Below are 21,605 nucleotides of genomic sequence, written 5' to 3'. Positions count from 1 at the left end.
CCCCCTCTCCCGCCTCGCAGGGGAGGATCCAAGGCCGCGACCGTTACGGGCGCGGATCCTCCCCCGTTTACGGGGGAGGGGGACCACGCGAAGCGTGGTGGAGGGGGCGCCTGATTCGATTGGCACAACCCTTAACCCATACATGACCCCACGCACCCGAAAGATCCTCGAGTTCGTCCTGGACAATCTCGTCTGGTTCATGCTGCTTTTCGTGCTGGCGATCTTCTCGATCTTCGTCCCGAACTATTTCCAGCTCGGCATCTTCGCCAACATCATCGAGGCCTCCAGCGTACTCGGCGTCATGTCGATCGGGCTGGCGCTGGTGATCATCACCGGCCACATGGACCTGTCGGTGGAATCCGTCGCCGCGCTCGGCGCCATGGCCGTCGGGATACTGTTCTGCTCGGCCGGCATCGGCATGGGCCTCCAACTCCGGCCGGAATGGCTGATGGTGCCGGTGTCGATCCTGATCGCCGTCGCCGTCGGCGGCGCGGTCGGGCTGCTCAACGGCGTCCTCATCGTCAAGGTGAGGATGAACGCCTTCATCATCACGCTCGCCGCCTACATCTGGGTGCGCGGCCTCGTGGTGGCTGTGTCGGGCGGCCGCTCGGCGCAGGATCTGGCGCCGGCGATCCGCTGGTTCGGCATCCAGCGGATTCTTGGTCTGCCGCTGACGGCCTGGATCGCGATCGCCTGCTTCGTTGTCTTTTCGCTGATCATGGCGAAGACGCCGTTCGGGCGGCATCTGGTCATGATCGGCGGCAACGAAACCGCGACCTTCCGCGCCGGCATCAGGGTCACCCGCAACCTGATCATCGCCTTCGTGCTGGCCGGCGCGATCGCCGGGCTGGCCGGCTGGCTGCTTGCCGTCCGCACCTCGGGCGCCACCGCCAATCTGGGCGTCGGCCTGCTGTTCAACGCCTTCGCCGCGGTGGTGATCGGCGGCGTCAGCCTGAAGGGCGGCGTCGGCTCGCTGCCCGGCGTCTATGCCGGCGTGCTGCTGCTGTCCTCGATCAACACCGCGATCAATCTCATGGGGCTGCCGGCCAATTTCACGCAGGTGATCCACGGCCTGCTGGTGCTGGCCGCCGTGCTGCTCGACACGCTGAAGCAGACCATCCGCCAGAAACTCGCCTGAGGACGAACAAATGACCGGACGGATCCAGGACAAGGTCGCGCTGATCTTCGGCGCGGCGCGCGGCATCGGCAAGGGTATCGCCCAGCGTTTCGCCGAGGAGGGGGCGAGGCTGGTGCTGGCCGACACGGAGGCGGAGGCGGGGCAGGGCACGGCGGCGGAGCTGGGCGCCGTCTTCATCCGCTGCGACGTCTCGCAAATGGCCGAAACCGAGGCGGCGGTGGCGCTCGCGGTCGAGAGGCATGGCCGGCTCGACATCGTCGTTCAGAACGCCGGCATCTATCCCTGGCAACTGATCGAGAGCACCAGCCCGGACGACTGGGACCGCGTCATGGCGGTTAACCTGCGCGGCACCTTCAACGCCGCGCGCGCCGCGCTCGTGCCTATGAAGGGGCAGCGCGCCGGCCGCATGCTGTTCACCTCGTCGATCACCGGGCCGCACGTCACCAGTCCCGGCCACGGCCATTATTCCGCCAGCAAGGCGGGCATCAGCGGCTTCATCCGCTCGGCCGCCCTCGAATTCTCCGGCTACGGCATCACCGTGAACGGCGTCGAGCCCGGCAACATCATGACGGAAGCCATCCGGATGCATCGCGGCGCCGAATTCATCAGGAGCATGGAGGACTCGATCCCGCTCGGCCGCCTGGGGACGCCGCGCGACGTCGCCAACGCCTTCCTTTTCCTCGCCTCCGACGACGCCGACTACATCACCGGCACCACGATCGTCGTCGACGGCGGCCAGTTGCTGCCCGAAGGCAAGGATTTCCGCATCCTGCCGCCTTGACCGCAAGCCATGGTCCTCGATCTCGGAAACGGCTTTATCCTGCGGCACGCGACGGCCGGCGACCATCCGGCGCTCTGCATGGTGTGCCTGAAGACCGGCGCCGCCGGGCAGGATGCGACCGATCGCGAGGACGATCCGGAGCTGATGGGCCTCGTCTATGCCGTGCCGTATCAGGTTTTCGAGCCGGAGCTCGCCTTCGTGGTCGAGGGTAGCGAGGGCGTCGCCGGCTACCTGTTCGGCGCGCGCGACACGCGGACCTTCAACGCCCGGCTGGCGGTGGAATGGTATCCGGCGCTACGGGCTCGTATCATCGATCCCGGCCCCGATCCGGCGCTGTGGCGTGGCAGCGACTGGGCGCGACGCATGGTCCATCATCCGCAGATCGACATACCGCCGCCGCTTGCCGCTTTTCCGTCGCACGGCCACATCGATCTGTTGCCGCAGGCGCGCGGAAGAGGGATCGGCAGAAAATGTATTCTCTTTCTGGAGGAGCGCTTGGCGGCGACCGGATCCCCAGGGCTGTTCCTCGACGTCCACCCCGCCAACCGCAATGCGCTCCGCTTCTACGAACGGCTCGGCTACTCGGCTCTTGCGGGCGACGGGCTGCCGGAGACTTCGGTCTTCATGGCCAAGCGGCCGCCCTGCGGATGAAAGATCGGCGGCGGTGCGGCAACCGCTCGTTCTCGCCTCGATCCGTCCAGGTCGAGCCACGCGGACTCATGACCCGGTCCGGCTCCCTTCCAGCCAGGCGACATCCTCCGGCGAGAGGGCGATATCCAGCGCGTTGAGGCTGTCGTCCAGCTCGGCCAGCGTGCGCGGGCCGATCAGCGGCACCGACGGGAAGGGCTGCGCCAGTGCGTAGGCGAGCGCGACGTGGATCGGGCTCTTTCCCAGCCTTTCCGCCAGTTCGACGGCGCGGTCGCGGCGGCCGAAATTCCGCTCCGAATACCAGACCCGCACCAGTTCCTCGTTGTCGCGCCTGTCGCGTCCGGCCTTTTCGGTGAAGAAGCCGCGCCCCTGGCTCGACCAGGCGAAGTTCGGCATCTGGCGGGCGACCAGCCAGTCCTTCCAGTCGTCGCTGGAGGCGGTGACGCAGCCGGTCCAGATCGGCGTCAGCATCTCGGCCAGCGAGAAATGGTTGGAAAGCGCGCCGGGCTTCTGCTTGCCTGTCCGTTCGGCATAGGCGATCGCCTCGTCCATGCGTGCCATGGTCCAGTTGGAACCGCCGAACGGCCCGCGGATGCGGCCGGCCTTGACCTCGCGGTCCATGGCATCGACGAACTCGCCCACCGGCACGTCGAGATTGTCGCGATGCATGAAATAGACGTCGACGTGGTCGGTCCCGAGTCGCTGCAGCGACTGGTCAAGCTGCTTGCCGATCATGTCGGGATAGCAGAACGGCGTGTGCGCGCCCTTGCCGATGACGACCGCCTCTTCGCGCACGCCGCGGCTCTTCAGCCATTCGCCGAGGAGCTTTTCCGTGTAGCCGCCGCTGCCGCCGCCATAGACGTAGGCGGTGTCGAACAAATTGCCGCCGGCCTCGAAGAAGGCGTCGAGCAGGATGGAGCCTGAGGAGAAGGTGCGGAAATCCTCGAAGCCGAGCGCAAGCACGGAAGCCGGGCGGGCGAGGCCGGGAATGCTGCGCTTCGGAATTGTCTTGCCGTCGCGCCGGAGCGGCCGGCCGGCGATGGTGGCGACGCGCCGGTCCGCCTTCTCGATGGCGTATTCCAGTCCGCTTGCGGCGCGCCATTTGTCGAGCACGCGCAGCGTGCCGAGGCTGTCGGCCCAGTCCATGCCGGGCCAGGCGAGTTCCTGCCGGCCCGCCAGGATCGCTTCGCCAGCGGCGTCCACCTCGAAGGAATAGAGGTGGCGCGTCTCGCCGAGTTCGATGACCTCGCGCCCGCCGTTCCGGAGCACCTCCATACGACCCGGGCCGACGTCGCGGTCGCCGCCGGCGAACCAGAAATCGGGCACCTCGATACGGCCTTTCGTCCCGAAGATGCGCAGCATGTTGTCCTGGTCGAGCGAGATCGAGCAGGACACATCGGCGATGATGCCGCCGGGAAAGGCGAGCACGGCCGACGCCCATTCGTCGACGCCCGATTCCCCCAGATGCGCGGCGCCGAATACCTTGTCCGGCTCGGCAAACGGCTTTCCCGCGGCCGCCCCGGCGATCAGCCGCGCCATCGACACGGGATAGCCGCCGACGTCCAGAATGCCGCCGCCGGCGAGGTCGTTGGCGTAGAGGCGGTGCTCCGGCATGAAGCGAGGCATGGCGAAGCCGAAGCTCGACCGGATCATCCTGACCTCGCCGATTGCCCCGGATTTCACAAGCTCGACAATCCTTTGCGTCTGCGGGTGCAGCCGGTACATGAAGGCCTCGCCGAGGAAGGTGCCGGCCTTGCGCGCCGCGTGCATCATCGCGTCGGCCTCGAAGGCAGTGAGCGCCAGCGGCTTTTCGCACAGCACATGCTTGCCGGCTTCCGCCGCCCTGATCGCCCATTCGGCGTGGAAGGGATGCGGCGTCGCGATGTAGATGGCATCTACGTCCGGATCGGCGAGCAGCGCCTCGTACCCGCCAAGGATGCGCGCGCCCGGAAAAGTCTCGGCGAGCCCGGCGCGGCCCGGGTCGCGCGTGGCGATAGCCACCAGCCTGCCGGTCCGCGAGCCGGCGACGCCGCCGGCGAAGGCTTTGGCGATACCCCCTGGCCCCAGGATGCCCCAGCGGACGATCTTGTCGGAATTCATGTCATTCTCCTTGGAGCTGGGACGTTTGGCCGCCGGCCGCCTTGTTGGTGCGCCGGCTCAAGTTCGATCAGCGAAGGCGTTTTCCGCTTTCGTCGAACAGGTAGGATTTGCGGATCGAGACGGTGATTTCGCCGGCATCGGCGCGATGCTCCGCGTCGCGCTGGATGACGAGCTCGCGGTTGCCGGTCATGCTGGCGTAGACGAAAGTCGTGCCGCCCAGATGCTCGGCCATGTCGACGGTCACGGCGAGGTCGGCGTCGCCCTTGCCGGCCTCGCCGAAATGCTCGGGCCGCACGCCGACGACCACGCTGCTGCCCGCCTCCGGCGCCGGCCCGGTCAGCGGCTGCCTGAGCCGGGTAGGGCGTTCGCCGGCGAGCTCGACCGTCGCGCCCGTGTCGTCGCGCTCGACGATGCGGGCCGGGATGAAATTCATCTTCGGCGAGCCGACGAAACCGGCGACGAACTGGTTGTCCGGGTCGTCGTAGAGGTCGAGCGGCCGGCCGGCCTGCTCGATATTGCCGTCGCGCAGCACCACGATGCGGTCGGCCAGCGTCATCGCCTCGGTCTGGTCGTGCGTCACGTAGATCATGGTGACGCCGAGCTCCCGGTGCAGCCGGGCAAGCTCCACCCGCATCTGCACGCGCAGCTCCGCGTCGAGGTTGGAGAGCGGCTCGTCGAACAGGAACAGATTTGGCTCGCGCATGATGGCGCGGCCGATGGCGACGCGCTGGCGCTGGCCGCCGGAGAGCTGGCGGGGCTTGCGCCGCAGAAGCTCGGCGATGCGCAGGATGCCGGCGGTGCGCGTCACCCGCCGGGCGATGTCGGCCTTGTCGTGGCCGGTCATCCTCAGCCCGAAGCTGAGGTTCTGCTCGACGGTCATGTGCGGATAGAGCGCGTAGGACTGGAACACCATCGCCACGCCGCGCTCGGCCGGCTCGACGTCGTTGACCAGCCGGCCGCCGATCATCAGCTCGCCGCCGCTCACCTCCTCCAGCCCGGCTATCATCCGAAGCAGCGTCGACTTTCCGCAGCCGGACGGGCCGACGAAAACGACGAACTCGCCGTCGGCCACCTCCAGGTCGGCGCCGTGGATGATCTGGTAGGCACCGAAGCGCTTGACCACGTTCTTCAGGGAAACGCCTGCCACTCCGTTACCTCTCCCTCACTTGACCGCGCCGGCCGAGATGCCGGCGATGAAATGGCGCTGCAGCGCCACGAACAGCACGAGCATCGGCGCCGTCAGGATGACCGCGCCGGTCATGATGCCGCCCCAGGAAACCTTGGTGAGCCCGATCAGGCTGCCGAGCTCGACCGGCGCCGTCATCATCGATGGGTCGCTGTTGATGAGCAGCGGCCACAGATAGTTGTTCCAGCTGTGGAGGAAGAGGATGATCGACAGCGCGGCGAGCGTCGGCCTTGCCAGCGGTAGCGCGACGAACAGGAAGATGCGCCATTCGCTGACGCCCTCGACGCGGGCCGCGTCGAACAGTTCCTGCGGCATCATCCGAAAAGTCTGGCGGGTGAACAACACGCCGAGCGAATTGAACAGCGGCGGCACGATCAGCGCGAACCAGGTGTTGTGCAGGCCGAAGTCGCGCGCCACCATCACATATTGCGGGATCACGACGACGAAGTAGGGCAGGGTGAGCGTGCCGAGTATGGTCGCCAGCACGGCGCCCTTGCCGACGAAGCGGTAGCTGGCGAGCGCCCAGCCCGCCATCGAGGTCAGCGCCACCGAGAGCAGCGTGTAGACGAAGGCCACGACCACCGAGATGCCGGTGGCACGGATGAAGCCGACGTCACGCTCGAGTGCTGCGAAGTTCGCCGCGAACTGGTCGGAGGGGGCGAGCACGATGCCCTGGCTGAAGATTCCGTTGTCGTCCATGGTCGAGTAGACGAACATCACCCACAGCGGGAACAGCCAGATCAGGGCGAGCGGCAGCATCGCCGCATGCAGGGCGATCGAGCGCCGGCGTTCCGAGACCGATTTCCTCATTGCTCGCGCTCCCGGCCGATCCACAGGTTGAGAAGCGAGATAGCGACGGCGAGCGCCGCGATGGTGTAGGCGATGGCCGACGCGTAGCCGAAGTTGAAGGTGTTGAAGCCCATCCGGTAGAGGAACAGGCCGAGCGTCTCGGTCGCCTGGCCGGGGCCGCCGCGGTTGGTGATCAGGAACGGCTCGGAGAACAGCTGCATGGTGCCGATCACCGACAGCACCACGCACAGGATGATGACTGGCCTCAGGAGCGGCAGCGTGATGAAGAGGAACTGCCTGAACTTGGAGACGCCGTCGATGGTCGCCGCCTCGTAGACGTCGTCGGGGATCGACTGCAGGCCGGCTAGGATGATGATGGCGTTGTAGCCGGCCCAGCGCCAGGTGAGCGCGATGATGATCACCGCCATCGCCGCGGTCGGCTCCGACAGCCAGGCGACGGCGGGCAGTCCGGCCGTCATGCCGAGCTTGTTGATGATGCCGAACTCGTTGAACATCAGGCGGAACACCGCCGCATAGGCGACCTCGCCGACCACCACTGGGGCGAAGAAGGCGAAGCGGAACAGCCCTCTCGCCTTCAGCGCCGGCGAGTTGAGCAGCACGGCGAGCACCGTCGCCAGCGCGATCATGATCGGCACCTGGATCACCAGGATGAGCAGCGTGTTCTTGAGCGCGTTGGCGAAGGCGGGGTCGACCAGCAGCCGCCCCCACGTCACCTGCGGGTTGAACGTCCAGTTGGCCGTCCTGGTGTTCAGGAACGACAGCCAGAACGAGTTGACGATCGGCCATATCCAGAAGGCCAGGAAGACCAGCAGATAGGGTGTCAGGAAGGCGTAGGCCGTCCGCGTTCGCAGCCGCATGATTGTGTGACCTGGCTGTCAGTCCAAGGGAGTCGGATTTCGACGGTCGGCGCCGCCCCGCATCGCCCTGTCGGGCACTTCTCCCCGTAAACGGCGAGAGGATGCCGGCAGGCAGGTGAGGGGCGGCGCCAGGGACAAACCAGCAGCCCGCCGCCGCTACTCGGCGACCGGCAGGCCGGTCGCGCCGGCGATCTGGTTGGCCACGTCGTCGAGCGCCGCCTTGGCGTCGGCATATTGCCCGTTCAGGTATTTGAGCTGCGCGGCGACCAGGATCTTATCGGCGTCCTGGAAGAACGGCGTGCCGCGGCTGGGCTTGACCTTGGGCAGCGTCGACAGGATGTCGACCCAGACCTTCTGCCCACCCCAGTAGGGCTGGTCCTCCTTCACATACGGCTCGTCCAGCGCCGACGGCAGCGAAGGCACCAGTCCGAACTCCTTGAGCATCGTCACCTGGCCCTCATTGGTGCCGAGTGTGTAGTTGATATAGGCCCAGGCCGCTTCCTTGTTCTTCGAGCTCGCCGAGATGGCCAGCGCCGAACCGCCCAGATTGGCGGCGCGGGGGCCGTCGGCGCTGGCGCTCGGCATCTGGTACACGCCCCACTTGCCGGACAGGTCTGGGGCGGTCGAGCGGATCGTGCCCTCGTACCAGCCGCCATACATCTGCGTAGCTACCGTGCCGGCCTTGTTGGCCTGGATCTTCTCGTCCCAGGTGCCGGCGATCAGCAGGCCGTTGTCCTTCAGCTTCTTCACCGTCTCCAGCGCCGTAACGCAGGCCGGCTGGTTGGCGGTGATCGACTGGCCGTCGGCCGAGAAATAGCCGCAGCCCTGCTCGTTGGCGATCATGCGGAAGAATTCCGAATCGCCGTTGATGTCGGCCTGCGTCATCGACACGCCGGGATTGGCCTCCTGGATCTTCTTGCCGGCGGCGATGAAGTCGTCCCACGTCTTCAGCGATGCCGGGTCGACGCCGGCCTTCTCGTAGAAGTCGCGGCGGTAGAACATGGTGACGGGGCCGGAATCCCAGGGCATGGCATAGGCCTTGCCCTCCACCTCCAGCTCGGTGCGCTTGAAGTCGGGAAACTTCGCGGCGATCTCGTCGGTGTAGCCGAGCGTCTTCAGGTCGACGAAGCAGTCGGGGAACTGGCTCCAGAATATCTCGGATTCATGGTTCTCGACGGAGATGATGTCGGGGAGACCGACGCCGCCGGCCGCGCAGCCGGCCAGCATCTTGTCGAAGGTCTGCTGGTTGCCGAGGTCCTCGACCGTCACCTTCACGTCGGGAAACTGCTTGTTGAAGCCGGGGACCGTCGCCTTCAGCGAGGACGCCGCGATGTTCCAGCTCCAGGCCGTGATCTCACCGGATTGCGCAAAAGCAGAGCCGGATATCAGCGCAAACGCAAGCGTGGCGCACGCCAGTTCGGTACGACGCATGAATTCCTCCCATTTCTAAGCTCTCTGTCGGAGCCGCCCCAGACTAGACCCTCCGCCGCGCCCGTCTTCCGCAAATGGAACATGAACTTGCCGGATGGTAAGATCGTGCGTCCTACAGCCCGTCGTCGGGCGACCAATGGCTCGACCAGCGCGCATCGATATCGTCGGCGACGGGCTGGTAGCGGATATCCGTCGACAGCCGCATGACACCGTGGGGATCGGCGTTGGTCGTGGCCGCGTGGATCGTGTAGGGGCTGTGCAGGACCACGTCGCCAGCCTCGTAGTCGGCGACCAGCCAGCGCCGGTCGAAGCGCTCGGCCATCTCCGGCAGGTTCTTCGATATCCAGCCAGTTTCCGACATGTTCCTGTTGAAGGCGCTGACCCGCTCGTCCGCCGGCAAATCGGCATTGGCGCTGGCGAACTCGTCCTCCAGCCGGCGCCCGAGGCCATGCGAGCCCTCGAGATAGACGAGGCCGCCCATGCGCACCGGCACGTCGCCGACGGGAATCCACGCGGTGACCAGCCGGCGCGTGCCGCCGCGCAGGTAGACCAGGTCGTAATGGGCGCCCGTCGAGGATACGTCGCCGGGTTTCGTGTAGCGGATCAGCTTGCGCTTGTGCAGATAGGACATGCCGCCGAGGAACCGGTCCAGGAACATCCAGAGCTGCGGCTTCAGGCAGAACGATTCGTAGGCGGCGGAGCGCACGATCTCGAACAGCACTTTCCGTGCGTTCCCACCTGCTTCGGGCGCGGAACTGGCTATGCCGTCACCCGGGTCGGTGCCGGGCGCAAGCAGGCCGGTGGTGGCGAACTGGCCGAAGAAATAGCGGCGGAACGCCAGCACCTCGTCGCGCGACAGGAGACCCTTCAGCCACAGATAGCCCTGCTCCTCGTAGCGTGCCGCCAGCCGGTCGAGCGGCTCGGCCGGATCGCTGGCGGTCAGCCGGCCGAGACGCGCCGGGCTGTCGTCGAGCCGGTAGCCATTGGACGTCAGGGACAGTACCGACAGGCTCGGCATTGGTTCTCCTCCCAATTCGTTTGCGCCGCGGAATTGTGACGCTAGACTGCCGTCCCTCCCGCGTCTCTTCCAAGGGGAACATCCATTTGGCGAATGGTAGGGTCATCGGCGGTTCGGTGTGGCAGCCCGGGATCAGCTCGGTCGAAAGCGCGCCGATGGCGCTGCAGATGTTCCACAACCATCCGGCCCTGATGACGACGCCGCACTGGCATGCCCAGGTAGAAGTCAATTTCATCATGCGCGGCACCGTGCACTACCTGATGGCCGACCATGAAATGATCCTGTCGGCCGGCGACCTTTGCCTGTTCTGGGGCGGCCTGCCGCATCAGATGGACTGGCGCAGCGAGGACACCATCTATGCCGGCGCGCATCTGCCGCTGGTGCACTTCTTCCGCCTGCACCTGCCCGATGATGTGCCGCGTCGCCTCATGGCCGGCGAGACGCTGGTCTCGCAGGCGACCGATGCCGCCGACTATGAGAATTTCGCCCGCTGGAACCTCTATGTGCGCTCCGGCGACGCCGCCCGCGCCGAGCACGCAGTGGACGAGTTGCTGCTGCGGCTGGAGCGGGTCCGCTTCGAGCCCTATCGCCTGGTGCCGGGGACATCCGGCGCGGCAGCCGCCCCCGGTCCGTCCGATCAGCAGGCGTCGCGCGCCGTGCGGCGCATGTGCGATTTCATCGCCAACGGCTTTCTCGACGACATCGATTCGGTCGATATCGCGGCAGCCGCCGGCATCCATCCGAAATACGCAATGAGCCTGTTCCGCAAGTCGACCGGCATGACGCTCAACGAATATGTCAGCCTGCTCAGGCTGAGCTACGCCCAGGCGCTGCTGATGAACGAGGACGTCAACGTCATCGAGGTCGCCATGGAGAGCGGCTTCGGCTCACTCAGCGCCTTCAACAAATCGTTCCGAAAACTCGCCGGAATGTCGCCGTCGAGTTTTCGCAAGGTGTCGGCGGCGAGATGATCGCGGCCCGGCTTCCACGATAGCGGCGGGCCGGACGGCCGCTCAGCGGGCGAGAAACCCGCCGTCGACCGGCAGGATGGCGCCGGTGATCATCGCGGCCGCCGGCGAGGCCAGGAACAGGATCGCATCCGCGACCTCCTCCGGTTCCGCGATGCGGCCCATCGGCGTCGCCGCGACGATCGTCGCCATGCGCTCGGGATCGTCTAGCAGCGGCTGGATGAACGAGGTGCGCACATAGGTCGGGGCGATCGCATTGACGCGGATGCCGAGCGGCGCCCATTCGAGCGCCAGCGCGCGCGTCATGTTGACGACGCCGCCCTTGGTCGACTGGTAGGCGACATTGGGATAGAGCCCGCCGGACAGCCCCATGATCGAGGCGGTGTTGACGATCGCGCCGCCCTTGCCGGCCATTTTGCGCGCCGCCAGCCGGGCGGCGATGAACATGCCCGTCATGTTGACGGCGAGCACCTTGTTCCAGTCCTCGACCGGCATGTCGAGCGCCGGCGAGCGGATCGCCATGCCGGCGTTGTTGACCAAGACGTCGATGCCGCCAAACGTTTCCGCGACCGCGTCGAAGGCGGCGGCCACGGCCGCCTCGTCGCTGACGTCGACGGCGAAGGAGATCGCCTTGCCGCCAGCTTCGCCGATCGCCTGCGCGACCGCAGCGCCTTTGCCGGCATCGCAATCGACGACGCAGACGGCGGCGCCCGCGGCGGCCAGGTGGTGCGCGGCGGCCTGGCCGATCCCGGCGCCGCCGCCGGTGACGACGGCGACTCGGCCGGGAAGCGTGAAACGGGAGAGGATCGTGTCGGTGGACATGGTCTGCGCGTCGTCCCTCGTCGGTCGGGATCTCTTCCGGAGAGGTGCGAAGAGGCCGAGTCATTGTGCCTTCAGGCATATGCCACAAGCCGGACGCCGGATTCCATGCCCCTCCTGTCCTTGGCGGATATTTCGGATGGCGGCGATCTCGCCCTGACAGTGCGTGCGGCTCGCCGTCTCCCCTATGGCATGGGCGCGAGGGTTTGCCCTGCTTGCTTCCGAGTGGCCTTCGGTGACTTCCGGCAGTCCCAATTCATGGCGCATATCGATAAGTCCAATTGGATTGGTCCGCCTAATGCGATCGGCGTGGGGACGCTATTTTCCCGGGCATAGCAGTAGGACGGCAGGACGAACCGGCCGGCTGCCGCGCTGTCAGGATGCCTGCCATGGAAGCCACCTACGACACACGGCTTGTCCGCGGCCGCGCCGCATGGGGCGCGGTGCTTTCGATGGCGCTGTGCGTTTCCGTTCTGATCGCGTCGGAATTCATGCCGGTCAGCCTGCTCTCGCCGATCGCGGCCGACCTCGGCATCACCGAGGGACGAACCGGTCAGGCCATCTCGATCTCCGGTGCCTTCGCCGTGCTGACCAGCCTGCTGGTGGCGAGCCTCACGCGCCGGATCGACCGCAAGCTTGTCGTTATCGGCTTCACAGTGCTCCTGATCGTGTCCGGGCTCGCTGTCACCTTCGCCCCGAACTACGCATTCCTTATGGTCGGTCGGGCACTGCTCGGCGTCGCGATCGGCGGCTTCTGGTCGATGTCGACTGCTATCGTCATGCGTCTCGTGCCCGAAGACCTCGTCCCCAGGGGCCTCGCCATGCTGAATGCCGGCAATGCCATCGCGGCCACGATCGCCGCGCCGCTGGGCAGCTTCCTCGGCGCCTATGTCGGCTGGCGCGGCGCCTTCTTCCTCGTCGTGCCGCTCGGCCTGCTGGCACTGGTCTGGCAGTGGATCAGCTTGCCGGCGCTTCCGCCGCGCGGAAGGCGGGCGACCGGCAACGTGCTGGCGCTGCTCGGCCGCCGCCCTGTGGCACTCGGCATGGCGTCCATCCTGATGCTTTTTACGGGCCAGTTCGCGCTCTTCACCTATCTGCGTCCGTTCCTCGAGACCGTGACGGGTCTCGGCATTTCGGCGCTTTCGGCAATGCTCCTGGTCATGGGACTGGCAGGCGTCGCCGGCACCTGGTGCATAGGAGGGCTGCTGCGGGAGCGCCTGTTCGGCATCCTGATCACCATCCCGCTCGTGATGGCTGGTCTCGCCGTCGGACTGGTCGGCCTCGGAGCGATGCCCGTTCCGGTGTCGCTACTACTCGCCGCCTGGGGCTTCTTCGGCACCGCCGCGCCGGTCGGCTGGGGCACCTGGCTCGCCCGCACGCTTCCGGACGATGCCGAGGCCGGCGGCGGGCTGCAGGTCGCCGTCATCCAGCTCGCGATCACCGGCGGGGCGGCGATCGGTGGTATGCTGTTCGATGCAATCGGCTGGTGGAGCGCGTTCACATTCGGCGCGGCGCTACTGTGCGCGTCATCGCTGTTCGCGATCGCCGCATGGCACGCGAGCCGGAGGTCTCTGCCATGACCATCCATCTGCCCGTCCTCAACCGCCGCATATTGCTCGGCGCGGCATTCGCAACAACCGTCCTGCCGCGGCTGGCTTACGGCCAGCAGGGCAGGGACCCGGCCAGCCAGGAGCCCAGCGATATGCAAATCAGGATGATTTTCGACGGCCGCACCATGACCGCCACGCTCTACGACAATCCGTCGGCGCGGGATTTCTTCTCGATGCTGCCGCTCGACCTGACGATCGAGGATTTCAGCAACAATGAGAAGATCGCGCATCTCCCGCGCAAGCTCACCGAGGAGGGCAGCGGCCCCTTCGGTAACGAGAAGCCCTACGACCTCTGCTACTACATGCCCTGGGGCAATCTGGCGATGTTCTATGCCGACTACCGTCATCCCGGCCTGATCCGGCTCGGCCGCTTCGACGAGGGATACGAGGCCCTGCATGTGCGTGGCGAATTCCCGCTGCGCATCGAGGCCATTGCCTGACGCAAGCCAGAAAGGAGCAAGTCCATGCTCGCAACCATTCTCCACAAGCCGGGCGACGTCCGCTGCGAGGTGGTCGCCGACCCAAAAATCCTTCAGCCCACGGATGCCATCATAAAACTGGCCGCCAGCTGCATCTGCGGGTCGGATCTGTGGCCGTTCCGCGGGCTGCAGCCGGTGGACCGTCCCATGCACATGGGCCACGAATATTGCGGCGTCGTGGTCGAGGTCGGCGACGAGGTGCGCACGATCCGCCCCGGCCAGTTCGTCGTCGGCTCGTTCTGCATCTCCGACAACACCTGTCCGCATTGCCGCTTCGGTTTCCAGTCCTCCTGCGTGCAGCGCGAGTTCATGACCGGAGCACAGGCGCCTTACGCCCGCGTGCCGCTGGCCGACGGGACGCTGGTGGCCACCGCCGAGATTCCGCCCGCCGATCTCGTGCCGGACCTGCTGGCCGCGTCGGACGTGCTGGGCACCGGCTGGTACGCCGCCGATGCGGCCGAGGTCCGGGAAGGCTCGACCGTCGTCGTGGTCGGCGACGGCGCCGTCGGCCTGATGGGCGTGCTCGCGGCCAGGGAGATGGGCGCGGAGCGCGTCATCGCCATGAGCCGCCACGAGAGCCGCCAGAAGCTCGCCCGTGAATTCGGCGCGACCGACATCGTGGCCGAGCGCGGCGACGAAGGGGTGGCGCGCATCAAGGAACTCACCGGGGGCGTCGGCGCGGATTCGGTGCTGGAATGCGTCGGCACGGCGGGGTCGTTCGATCAGGCGCTGGCCTGCTCGCGCCCGGGCGGCACGATTGGCTATGTCGGCGTGCCGCACGACGTCAAATTCGACGGCCAGCAGCTTTTCTTCGGCCAGAAGCGCATGCTCGGCGGCCCGGCGCCGGTGCGCCGCTTCCTGCCGGATCTCATGGACCGCGTGCTGACGGGCAGGATCAAGCCCGGCAAGGTCTTCGACCTCCAACTGCCGTTGGCGGAGGTCGCGGAAGGCTACCGCGCCATGGACGAGCGGCGGGCCATCAAGGTGCTGCTCCGGGTCTGAGCAGGCGCCCGGCGTCGCCGAGCGCCTTCCACCGGCATGGCCGCAAGCCCGCGCAGGACGTCCGTTAGGCCCGGTTGTGCGCCGGCCTTCGCATGCCCATCAATGGAGTCATATCAGACGATGACGAACTCTTTGTCCCTGACCCGCAACGCTGGCGCTGCTCGCCGGCGCTGCCCAGGCCCAGACTATGCAGGTTTCGCCCAACGGATCGCGGGCCTCCGTTCCGGGTCCGGCGGAAACCTTCACCGGCGTCGTCACGGTCACGTCGCTGTTCGCGCCCGGCGAGCACAGCAACGCCGGGGGCGGCCTCGTCGAGTTCACGCCGGGCGCTCGCTCGCACTGGCACACGCATCCGGCCGGCCAGACGCTGATCGTCACGGCCGGCACGGGCTGGGTCCAGGAGGAAGGCGGCGAGAAGATCGTCATCAAGCCGGGAGATGTCATCACCACGCCGCCGGGCGTGAAGCACTGGCATGGCGCGGCCTCCGAAAGCCCGATGAGCCATATCGCGATCACGCCGGCACGCGATGGCAAGGTCGTCGGGTGGCTCGAGCCCGTCACCGACGATCAGTACCGCTGATCCGGACCTGACGACGAAAGGAAAATATCATGAAATCGCTCGCAGCTCTCGCCCTGGCCATGACCGTCGCACCCGTCGGCGCAAGCGCAGCTTCAGGCGCCGACGATGATGTCTCGTCGGTCGCGCCGGCCCTGCAGCGGTATGAACGGGAGACCCTCGACGCGGGGTTCTGGGCACGGCCGGGCCTGTCGGCGCGCGACCGCAGCGTCGTGACTGTCGCGGCCGTCATCGCCCGCAACCAGGCGGGTCTCATGCCCGCTCAGATCCGCCGCGCGCTCGACAATGGCGTCAAGCCCGCCGAGCTCTCGGAGATCATCACGCATCTGGCGTTCTACGCGGGCTGGGGCAACGCAATGGCTGCGGTCGACGCGGCTAAGCCGATCTATGCCGAGCGAGGCATCGGCGCCGACCAGCTCCCAGCGGCCGCCCCGGCGCTGCTTCCGCTCGACGAGGCACAGGAAGCGCGGCGCGCCGCCAGCGTCGAGCAGACCACCGGACCGGCCTCTCCTGGCCTGGTGCGGGACACGACGGAGGTTCTGTTCCGCGACCTGTGGCTGCGTCCGGACCTTGCGCCGCGCGACCGCAGCCTGGTCACGGTGAGCGCGCTGATTTCCGCCGGCCATGTCGCCCAGATCCCGTTCCATCTGAACCGTGCCATGGACAACGGCCTCAGCCGGGAGGAGGCCTCGGAGGTGATCAGCCATCTTGCATATTACGCCGGTTGGCCGAACGCGTTTTCGGCAGCGCCGGTCGCGCGCGAGGTTTTCGAGAAACGTGCGAATCCCTGATGGCATGGCGCGAGGCCGCCAGCGCCTCAAACCTCTCCGTAGCGCAGGGCGTCGACGATCACCTTGAACGCCGGGAGGTTCTGCCGGCGGCTTGGATAGTAGATGTAGTAGCCCGGGAATTTCGGGCACCAGTCGTCGAGCACCTGGACGAGTTCGCCGGACGCCACCAGCCGCTCCACAAGGCTCTCGGGGACGAAAGCGATGCCATATCCCTTCAGGGCGGCATCCACCATTGCGTAAGAGGTGTTGAAGGTGAGCTGCCCGTCCACCCGGACGCGAAGCTCCTGACCGTCCTTCTCGAACTCCCAGGCATAGAGCCCGCCGCCGCGTGTCTGGCGCATGTTCATGCAGTTGTGCCCGATCAGCTCCTGCGGATGCAGGGGCGCGGGATGCGCGGCGAAATAATCGGGCGAGGCGACGGCGACCATTCGCCAGTCGGGGCCGATGCGGACCGCGATCATGTCCTTCTCGACGCTTTCCCCCAAGCGGATGCCGGCATCGAACCCGTCCTCGACGATGTTGCGCAGCCCATTGTCGATGCTGAGTTCCAACTTGATATCGGGATAGGCGGCGAGCACCGGTCCGAGCTTCGGCCAGACGATGCTTTCAAATCCGTGATCCGAAAGCGTCAGCCTGATCGATCCCGCCGGCTTGTCGCGGAATTCCATCAGAGCCGCGATCTCCGTCTCGATCTCCGCGAAACGCGGCGCGAGCGACTGCCGCAGGCGCTCGCCGGCTTCGGTCGTAGCCACGCTGCGGGTAGTGCGCATCAGCAGCCGTATACCCATCCGCGTCTCCAGCCGCTTGATCGTATGGCTGAGCGTGGACTGTGTGATGCCGAGCTTCGCCGCGGCGCGCGTGAAACTCTTTTCCTCGGCTACGGCCAGGAACCATAACAGGTCGTTGAAGTCTTCCTTGGCCATGTCGCATCCACCGATCCCATGGAGATTTATGCTTCCGGTCGATAGACGCAAGCGAATTATGCGGCCTAATCGAGGTGGTCGAAGGCACCTATTCTTCGGGTCGACGAGCCGACAGCCAGTCACGTTGGCTTTCCGCGAACATGAGGAGAAGGCCATGGAACTGACCGTCAACGGCTCGACACATCGGGTCGACGTCGAACCGGACACGCCGCTGCTCTGGGTGCTGCGCGACACGCTCGGCATGACCGGCACGAAATATGGCTGCGGCGTCGCCCAGTGCGGGGCCTGCACGGTGCTGATCGACGGACAGGCGACGCGCTCCTGCGTGACGACCGTCGACAGCGTCGCCGGGGTGGCGATCACCACCATCGAAGCGATCGATCAGGATCCCGAGGGCAGGAAAGTTGTGGAGGCCTGGGTCGCCAACCAGGTGCCGCAATGCGGCTACTGCCAGTCCGGCCAGGTGATGGCCGCCACGGCGCTGCTCAAGCAGACGGCGCGGCCCACCGAGGACGACATCGCCGGAGCGATGGTGAACCTCTGCCGCTGCGGCACCTACAACGCGATCTCGGCTGCCGTCCGGCAGGCCGCGCAGGCGTGAGGAGCGAGCTATGAACGACTTGACCCCCATCCGCCACCGGCCGACGCATGGCGAGGACAGGCCGCTCAACATCTCGCGGCGCGGCTTCCTCGGCGGTGCCGCGGCGCTCGTTCTGTCCGTCACGGTGCCGGTCGGACGCGCCCGGGCGCAGGCAGCCGTCGTGCCCGGCACGCGGATTCCTGCCTTTCTGGAAATCCGGCCCGACAGCACGGTATTGTTCCGCAGCGCCTTCATCGAGGGTGGGCAAGGCATCTTCACCGCCATGGCGCAGATCGCCGGCGAGGAACTGGACGTCGATCCGGCCAACTTCATGGTCGAGGGGGCCCCACCCGGTCCCGACTATCTGCTGACCGGCGGCGGCCGCTTCACCGGCGGCAGCATGTCGGTGCGCATGAGCTACGAGACGATGCGCAGGCTCGGCGCTTCGGCACGCCGGATGCTGCTGGATGCGGCGGCCGCCCGGCTCGGCGTCCCGGTGCCGGAACTGTCGACGGAACCGGGCCGCGTCGTGCATGCCGCGACCGGCCGGGCGATCCCTTACGGAGAGATCGCCGGCGCTGCCGCCGAGCTGCAGGTCCCGGACGACGTCGCGCTGCGCGCCAAAGCCGACTTCCGCTGGATCGGCAAGCCCGTTCCGCGGCTCGACGCGCGCGACAAGTCCACCGGGCGCGCGCAGTATGCGATCGACCTCAAGATCGACGGCATGCTGCATGCGGCCGTCCAGCACAGCCCGCGCCTCGGCGGCGAGCCGGGTACGCTCGCCAATGAGGCGGAAGTTCAGGCCATGCCGGGCGTGCACTCGGTTCACCGGCTGCCCGGCGCCGTCGCGGTGGTCGCCGATAGCTGGTGGCGCGCGCGCCGGGCAGTCGAGACCCTGCAGGTAACCTGGACGGAGCCTGCTGCCGGAACGCCGCACGCGATGCCGTCGGATTTTTCGTCGGAAACGCATATGGCGACGTTGAAGGCGACGCCGGGTGAAGGTGTCGCCTTCGAAACGGTCGGCGACGCGGCAGGGGCGCTCGAAGGTGCCGCGCGCGTCGTCGAGGCGGCCTATGACGCCCCCTATCTCGTCCACGGCCAGCTCGAGCCGCCTTCGGCGATCGCGCGCTGGAACGAGGACGGCACGCTGGAGCTCTGGATCCCCAACCAGGCGCCGGAGATGTTCCAGGCCGATGCCGCGAAGGTCGCGGGCATCGGGCCGGACAAGGTGATCATCCATTCCCCGATGCTCGGCGGCTTCTTCGGCCGGCATTTCCTTTACCAGACGGCCAATCCCTATCCGCAGGCAATGTTGCTTTCGAAGGCCGTGGGCCGTCCGGTCAAGCTCATCTGGAGCCGCGAGGAGGAGTTTCTGCGCGACACGCTGCGGCCGATGGGGGCGGTGCGCTTCCGCGCCGGACTGGATGCCGCCGGCCTGCCGGTCGCGCTTGACGCGGTCGCGGTCGGCGAAGGTCCGACCGGCCGCTGGTTCGGACGCCAGCCCGACAAGGTCGACAGCTCGGCGGTCGAAGGCATTGCCGGGAAAGTCTATGCCATCGCCAACCGGCGCGTCGGCCAGATCCATGTCGACGATCCGGCGATCATCGGTTTCTGGCGTTCGGTCGGCCATTCGATGAACGACTTCTTCTACGAGACATTCTTCGACGAGATGGCCGACGCCGGCCGGCAGGACCCCTACGAACTGCGGCTACGGCTTCTGGCGGACAGCCAGCGGCATAAAAACCTGCTCGAGGCCGTGGCCGATCTGTCCGGCGGATGGAAGCGCGGCCCCTTCGCCGCCGAGGACGGCACGCGGCGGGCGCGCGGCGTCGCCATGGCCTCGCCTTTCGGCAGCGAGGTCGCGACCATCGCCGAAGTGTCGCTGCGGGACGGCGGGGTCATCGTCCACGACGTGTGGGTGGCGATCGATCCCGGCAGCATCGTCAATCCGGCCATCATCGAGGCTCAGGTCAATTCGGCCGTCGCCCTCGGCCTGTCGTCGGCGCTGCTGGAGGAAGTCGTCTATGTCGACGGCATGCCGCAGGCGCGCAATTTCGACGGCTATCCCATCCTGCCGCCCGACCGCATGCCGCGCGTGCATGTGCGCATCGTCGAAAGCGGCGCGCCGATGGGCGGCATCGGCGAGCCGGGCCTGCCCGGCGTGCCGCCGGCGGTGGTCAACGCCGCATCCGTGCTGACCGGCCAGCGCATCCGCAGCCTGCCGCTGTCGAAGCTCGACCTGAAAGGTATGGAAGGATGAGGAACGCCGTACTCGCCGTCTTCACGGTGATCGCCGCTTCCTGGACGACGGCTCCGTCCGTTGCCCAGGAGACGGATGCCGCTTCGGGCGAGCGCCTGTTCCGGCAGCGCTGCGGCGCCTGCCACCAGATCGCCACCACCCGCAACGGTGCCGGGCCCCACCTGCAAGGCGTGGTCGGCCGCGCCGCCGGCAGCGTCGAAGGGTTCAACTACTCGCCCGCCCTGCGCAATTCCGGCATCACCTGGACGCCCGAGACGCTGGAGACCTATCTCGCCAATCCGACCGCGATGGTACGCGGCACCAGGATGGTCCAGCGCTTCAACAACGCGGACGAGCGGCGCGCCATCATTGCCTTCCTGGGCAGCCGGTAACGCGCCGCCAAAGCTTGCCCCGCGTCTTGCCCCGGCGGCATGACGCAGTCGCTGCACGCGACACCGCGGTAGCCAACCAAGGGTCATGTTTCTGACCATCGGCGCGCCCGTTCCTCACGAGAAGCTGTGTTCGGCGTCGAGCCCGGGATCGCTCGCCGACGGTGCAGGCATATGGGGTGGCAGTGGTCGTCCACGTCGAACGCCATCGTCTTTATTTGTATCTGATTAGCTGATACATAACCCCGTGTGACGGTGCGCGGGGTCATATGTCGAATGAGATCATCGTTGTCGATCCGCTGGAGCGGCTCGATTTGCTGAAAAGCCTTGCGAGCGAGGTCCGGGTCCGGATTCTCGATCTCCTGAACCGCAAGGGACCGAGGAACGTCAATCAGGTGGCCGACGAACTAGGCCTTCCGCAATCGACGATCTCGGCGAACATCCAGGTTCTTGTCGATGTCGGCTTGATTCAGACGAAATCCCAGAAGGCACGCAAGGGCAGCCAGAAGGTTTGCTATTCGACATTCTCCGAGTTGGTCGTCGCCTTTAAGGACCGGAGCGCGCCGCAGAACCTCAGTGTCATCGAGGTGGCCATGCCGCTCGGGCTCTACACTCGATGCGAGGTTTCCGCGCCCTGCGGCCTGTGCTCCAAGGATGGTGTCATCGGGCTTCTCGACGTGCCCGACACCTTCCTCGACCCTGACCGTATGCGGGCCGGACTATTGTGGTTCACGCGCGGCTTCGTCGAGTATCAGTTCCCCAACAATGCTACGCTTGCCCACGCCAAAGTCGGCGGGCTCGAACTTGCAATGGAGCTTTCGTCGGAAGTGCCGGGCACGTCTAAGGATTGGCCCTCGGACATCACGATCGCCATCAACGGGCACGAGATAGATACGTGGACGGCGCCGGCCGATTACGGCGACAAGCGCGGCAAGCATACGCCGGACTGGTGGAAACTCGCGGGATCACAGTACGGCGACCTGAAGCACTGGCGCGTTACAAAGAAAGGCACCTATCGCGACGGCGCCAAGGTTTCCAAGCGCTCGCTGGATGATCTGGAGCTTGAGCGCCACCGCTCGATCCGGATAAGAATCGGCGTGAAGGAGGATGCACGCCATCCCGGCGGCATCAACATCTTCGGCAGCGGCTTTGGCAATCACAGCAAGGACATCGTTCTGCGCCTGCTGAAAGCCTGATCACGCATTAGCCCTTGACGGACACGCAGACCGCGCCATTAACTGACCCACGACCCGGATATA

General features: G+C 66.7%; 21 protein-coding genes. 13 read left to right on the top strand and 8 right to left on the bottom strand.

Features of this window, described 5'->3' with window-relative positions:
* The first annotated feature begins 142 nt into the window (after positions 1 to 142).
* From AC5JDC_RS25315 to AC5JDC_RS25305, 3 genes are read left to right on the top strand one after another with little or no spacing between them, the layout of a single operon-like run.
* Entirely contained in the window at positions 143 to 1,138 is a 996-nt protein-coding gene (locus AC5JDC_RS25315; RefSeq protein ID WP_495845696.1) for an ABC transporter permease, read from the top strand.
* 10 nt (positions 1,139 to 1,148) lie between these two features.
* Positions 1,149 to 1,919, top strand: coding sequence for an SDR family NAD(P)-dependent oxidoreductase (locus tag AC5JDC_RS25310; RefSeq protein WP_495845694.1), 771 nt, complete (start codon positions 1,149 to 1,151; stop codon positions 1,917 to 1,919).
* Between the two features lie 9 nt (positions 1,920 to 1,928).
* Positions 1,929 to 2,570 (top strand): GNAT family N-acetyltransferase, encoded by a 642-nt coding sequence (locus tag AC5JDC_RS25305; RefSeq protein ID WP_495845692.1) that lies wholly within the window; start codon positions 1,929 to 1,931, stop codon positions 2,568 to 2,570.
* A 66-nt stretch (positions 2,571 to 2,636) separates the two neighbouring features.
* Here AC5JDC_RS25305 and AC5JDC_RS25300 read toward each other — a convergent pair whose 3' ends face one another.
* The 6 genes from AC5JDC_RS25300 to AC5JDC_RS25275 all read right to left on the bottom strand — a co-directional run bounded on the left by AC5JDC_RS25300 (position 2,637) and on the right by AC5JDC_RS25275 (position 9,969).
* Positions 2,637 to 4,667, bottom strand: a complete 2,031-nt coding sequence (locus tag AC5JDC_RS25300; protein WP_495845690.1) for an aldo/keto reductase — start codon at positions 4,665 to 4,667, stop codon at positions 2,637 to 2,639.
* A 67-nt stretch (positions 4,668 to 4,734) separates the two neighbouring features.
* A complete protein-coding gene (locus AC5JDC_RS25295) occupies positions 4,735 to 5,814 on the bottom strand; it encodes an ABC transporter ATP-binding protein (protein ID WP_495845688.1) in 1,080 nt (359 codons plus the stop codon).
* 15 nt (positions 5,815 to 5,829) lie between these two features.
* Positions 5,830 to 6,663, bottom strand: a complete 834-nt coding sequence (locus AC5JDC_RS25290) for a carbohydrate ABC transporter permease (RefSeq protein ID WP_495845686.1) — start codon at positions 6,661 to 6,663, stop codon at positions 5,830 to 5,832.
* Positions 6,660 to 7,520 (bottom strand): carbohydrate ABC transporter permease, encoded by an 861-nt coding sequence (locus AC5JDC_RS25285; protein ID WP_495845684.1) that lies wholly within the window; start codon positions 7,518 to 7,520, stop codon positions 6,660 to 6,662. The genes AC5JDC_RS25290 and AC5JDC_RS25285 overlap by 4 nt, the downstream gene beginning before the upstream one ends.
* Positions 7,521 to 7,676: 156 nt before the next feature.
* Complete coding sequence (locus AC5JDC_RS25280) at positions 7,677 to 8,951, bottom strand: extracellular solute-binding protein (RefSeq protein ID WP_495845682.1); 1,275 nt, start codon at positions 8,949 to 8,951, stop codon at positions 7,677 to 7,679.
* 112 nt (positions 8,952 to 9,063) lie between these two features.
* Positions 9,064 to 9,969, bottom strand: a complete 906-nt coding sequence (locus AC5JDC_RS25275) for a phytanoyl-CoA dioxygenase family protein (protein ID WP_495845680.1) — start codon at positions 9,967 to 9,969, stop codon at positions 9,064 to 9,066.
* A gap of 80 nt (positions 9,970 to 10,049) precedes the next feature.
* Between AC5JDC_RS25275 and AC5JDC_RS25270 the strand changes: the two genes are divergently transcribed.
* Complete coding sequence (locus AC5JDC_RS25270) at positions 10,050 to 10,940, top strand: helix-turn-helix domain-containing protein (RefSeq protein WP_425351301.1); 891 nt, start codon at positions 10,050 to 10,052, stop codon at positions 10,938 to 10,940.
* 42 nt (positions 10,941 to 10,982) lie between these two features.
* Here the strand turns inward: AC5JDC_RS25270 and AC5JDC_RS25265 are convergent, their stop codons facing one another.
* Positions 10,983 to 11,759, bottom strand: coding sequence for an SDR family NAD(P)-dependent oxidoreductase (locus AC5JDC_RS25265; RefSeq protein ID WP_495845678.1), 777 nt, complete (start codon positions 11,757 to 11,759; stop codon positions 10,983 to 10,985).
* A 386-nt stretch (positions 11,760 to 12,145) separates the two neighbouring features.
* Here AC5JDC_RS25265 and AC5JDC_RS25260 point away from each other — a divergent pair, with 386 nt between their 5' ends.
* From AC5JDC_RS25260 to AC5JDC_RS25240, 5 genes are all read left to right on the top strand, one after another.
* Positions 12,146 to 13,336, top strand: a complete 1,191-nt coding sequence (locus tag AC5JDC_RS25260; protein WP_495845676.1) for an MFS transporter — start codon at positions 12,146 to 12,148, stop codon at positions 13,334 to 13,336.
* A complete protein-coding gene (locus tag AC5JDC_RS25255) occupies positions 13,333 to 13,806 on the top strand; it encodes a cyclophilin-like fold protein (RefSeq protein ID WP_495845674.1) in 474 nt (157 codons plus the stop codon). The genes AC5JDC_RS25260 and AC5JDC_RS25255 overlap by 4 nt, the downstream gene beginning before the upstream one ends.
* A 24-nt stretch (positions 13,807 to 13,830) precedes the next feature.
* Entirely contained in the window at positions 13,831 to 14,847 is a 1,017-nt protein-coding gene (locus AC5JDC_RS25250; protein WP_495845672.1) for a zinc-dependent alcohol dehydrogenase family protein, read from the top strand.
* A 187-nt stretch (positions 14,848 to 15,034) separates the two neighbouring features.
* Positions 15,035 to 15,427: a (R)-mandelonitrile lyase gene (locus AC5JDC_RS25245; RefSeq protein WP_495845670.1), complete on the top strand. Its 393-nt coding sequence runs from the start codon at positions 15,035 to 15,037 to the stop codon at positions 15,425 to 15,427.
* A gap of 29 nt (positions 15,428 to 15,456) precedes the next feature.
* Positions 15,457 to 16,215: a carboxymuconolactone decarboxylase family protein gene (locus AC5JDC_RS25240; RefSeq protein WP_495845668.1), complete on the top strand. Its 759-nt coding sequence runs from the start codon at positions 15,457 to 15,459 to the stop codon at positions 16,213 to 16,215.
* A 26-nt stretch (positions 16,216 to 16,241) separates the two neighbouring features.
* Here AC5JDC_RS25240 and AC5JDC_RS25235 read toward each other — a convergent pair whose 3' ends face one another.
* Complete coding sequence (locus AC5JDC_RS25235) at positions 16,242 to 17,138, bottom strand: LysR family transcriptional regulator (protein ID WP_495845665.1); 897 nt, start codon at positions 17,136 to 17,138, stop codon at positions 16,242 to 16,244.
* 154 nt (positions 17,139 to 17,292) lie between these two features.
* Here AC5JDC_RS25235 and AC5JDC_RS25230 point away from each other — a divergent pair, with 154 nt between their 5' ends.
* The 4 genes from AC5JDC_RS25230 (at position 17,293) to AC5JDC_RS25215 (ending at position 21,542) form a co-directional block, all read left to right on the top strand.
* Positions 17,293 to 17,739 carry a (2Fe-2S)-binding protein gene (locus AC5JDC_RS25230; RefSeq protein WP_495845663.1) on the top strand — a complete coding sequence of 149 codons (447 nt, stop codon included), beginning with the start codon at positions 17,293 to 17,295 and terminating at the stop codon, positions 17,737 to 17,739.
* Between the two features lie 10 nt (positions 17,740 to 17,749).
* Entirely contained in the window at positions 17,750 to 19,978 is a 2,229-nt protein-coding gene (locus AC5JDC_RS25225; protein ID WP_495845661.1) for a xanthine dehydrogenase family protein molybdopterin-binding subunit, read from the top strand.
* Complete coding sequence (locus AC5JDC_RS25220) at positions 19,975 to 20,349, top strand: c-type cytochrome (protein WP_495845659.1); 375 nt, start codon at positions 19,975 to 19,977, stop codon at positions 20,347 to 20,349. The genes AC5JDC_RS25225 and AC5JDC_RS25220 overlap by 4 nt, the downstream gene beginning before the upstream one ends.
* A 266-nt stretch (positions 20,350 to 20,615) precedes the next feature.
* Positions 20,616 to 21,542: an ArsR/SmtB family transcription factor gene (locus AC5JDC_RS25215; RefSeq protein ID WP_495845657.1), complete on the top strand. Its 927-nt coding sequence runs from the start codon at positions 20,616 to 20,618 to the stop codon at positions 21,540 to 21,542.
* Positions 21,543 to 21,605: the final 63 nt, after the last annotated feature.

This window comes from Kumtagia sp. (genome assembly GCF_059502445.1).
The sequence above is the reverse complement of the archived record's forward strand: the minus strand, read 5'-3'. Positions and strand labels throughout refer to the sequence as shown.

Coding starts and splice junctions, on each gene's coding strand:
- AC5JDC_RS25255 (WP_495845674.1), top strand. CDS start 13,333: ATGACCATCCATCTGCCCGTCCTCAACCGCCGCATATTGCTCGGCGCG.
- AC5JDC_RS25245 (WP_495845670.1), top strand. CDS start 15,035: ATGCAGGTTTCGCCCAACGGATCGCGGGCCTCCGTTCCGGGTCCGGCG.
- AC5JDC_RS25275 (WP_495845680.1), bottom strand. CDS start 9,969: ATGCCGAGCCTGTCGGTACTGTCCCTGACGTCCAATGGCTACCGGCTC.
- AC5JDC_RS25230 (WP_495845663.1), top strand. CDS start 17,293: ATGGAACTGACCGTCAACGGCTCGACACATCGGGTCGACGTCGAACCG.
- AC5JDC_RS25220 (WP_495845659.1), top strand. CDS start 19,975: ATGAGGAACGCCGTACTCGCCGTCTTCACGGTGATCGCCGCTTCCTGG.
- AC5JDC_RS25225 (WP_495845661.1), top strand. CDS start 17,750: ATGAACGACTTGACCCCCATCCGCCACCGGCCGACGCATGGCGAGGAC.
- AC5JDC_RS25215 (WP_495845657.1), top strand. CDS start 20,616: ATGTCGAATGAGATCATCGTTGTCGATCCGCTGGAGCGGCTCGATTTG.
- AC5JDC_RS25240 (WP_495845668.1), top strand. CDS start 15,457: ATGAAATCGCTCGCAGCTCTCGCCCTGGCCATGACCGTCGCACCCGTC.
- AC5JDC_RS25250 (WP_495845672.1), top strand. CDS start 13,831: ATGCTCGCAACCATTCTCCACAAGCCGGGCGACGTCCGCTGCGAGGTG.
- AC5JDC_RS25285 (WP_495845684.1), bottom strand. CDS start 7,520: ATGCGGCTGCGAACGCGGACGGCCTACGCCTTCCTGACACCCTATCTG.
- AC5JDC_RS25305 (WP_495845692.1), top strand. CDS start 1,929: ATGGTCCTCGATCTCGGAAACGGCTTTATCCTGCGGCACGCGACGGCC.
- AC5JDC_RS25315 (WP_495845696.1), top strand. CDS start 143: ATGACCCCACGCACCCGAAAGATCCTCGAGTTCGTCCTGGACAATCTC.
- AC5JDC_RS25260 (WP_495845676.1), top strand. CDS start 12,146: ATGGAAGCCACCTACGACACACGGCTTGTCCGCGGCCGCGCCGCATGG.
- AC5JDC_RS25280 (WP_495845682.1), bottom strand. CDS start 8,951: ATGCGTCGTACCGAACTGGCGTGCGCCACGCTTGCGTTTGCGCTGATA.
- AC5JDC_RS25290 (WP_495845686.1), bottom strand. CDS start 6,663: ATGAGGAAATCGGTCTCGGAACGCCGGCGCTCGATCGCCCTGCATGCG.
- AC5JDC_RS25265 (WP_495845678.1), bottom strand. CDS start 11,759: ATGTCCACCGACACGATCCTCTCCCGTTTCACGCTTCCCGGCCGAGTC.
- AC5JDC_RS25235 (WP_495845665.1), bottom strand. CDS start 17,138: ATGGCCAAGGAAGACTTCAACGACCTGTTATGGTTCCTGGCCGTAGCC.
- AC5JDC_RS25300 (WP_495845690.1), bottom strand. CDS start 4,667: ATGAATTCCGACAAGATCGTCCGCTGGGGCATCCTGGGGCCAGGGGGT.
- AC5JDC_RS25310 (WP_495845694.1), top strand. CDS start 1,149: ATGACCGGACGGATCCAGGACAAGGTCGCGCTGATCTTCGGCGCGGCG.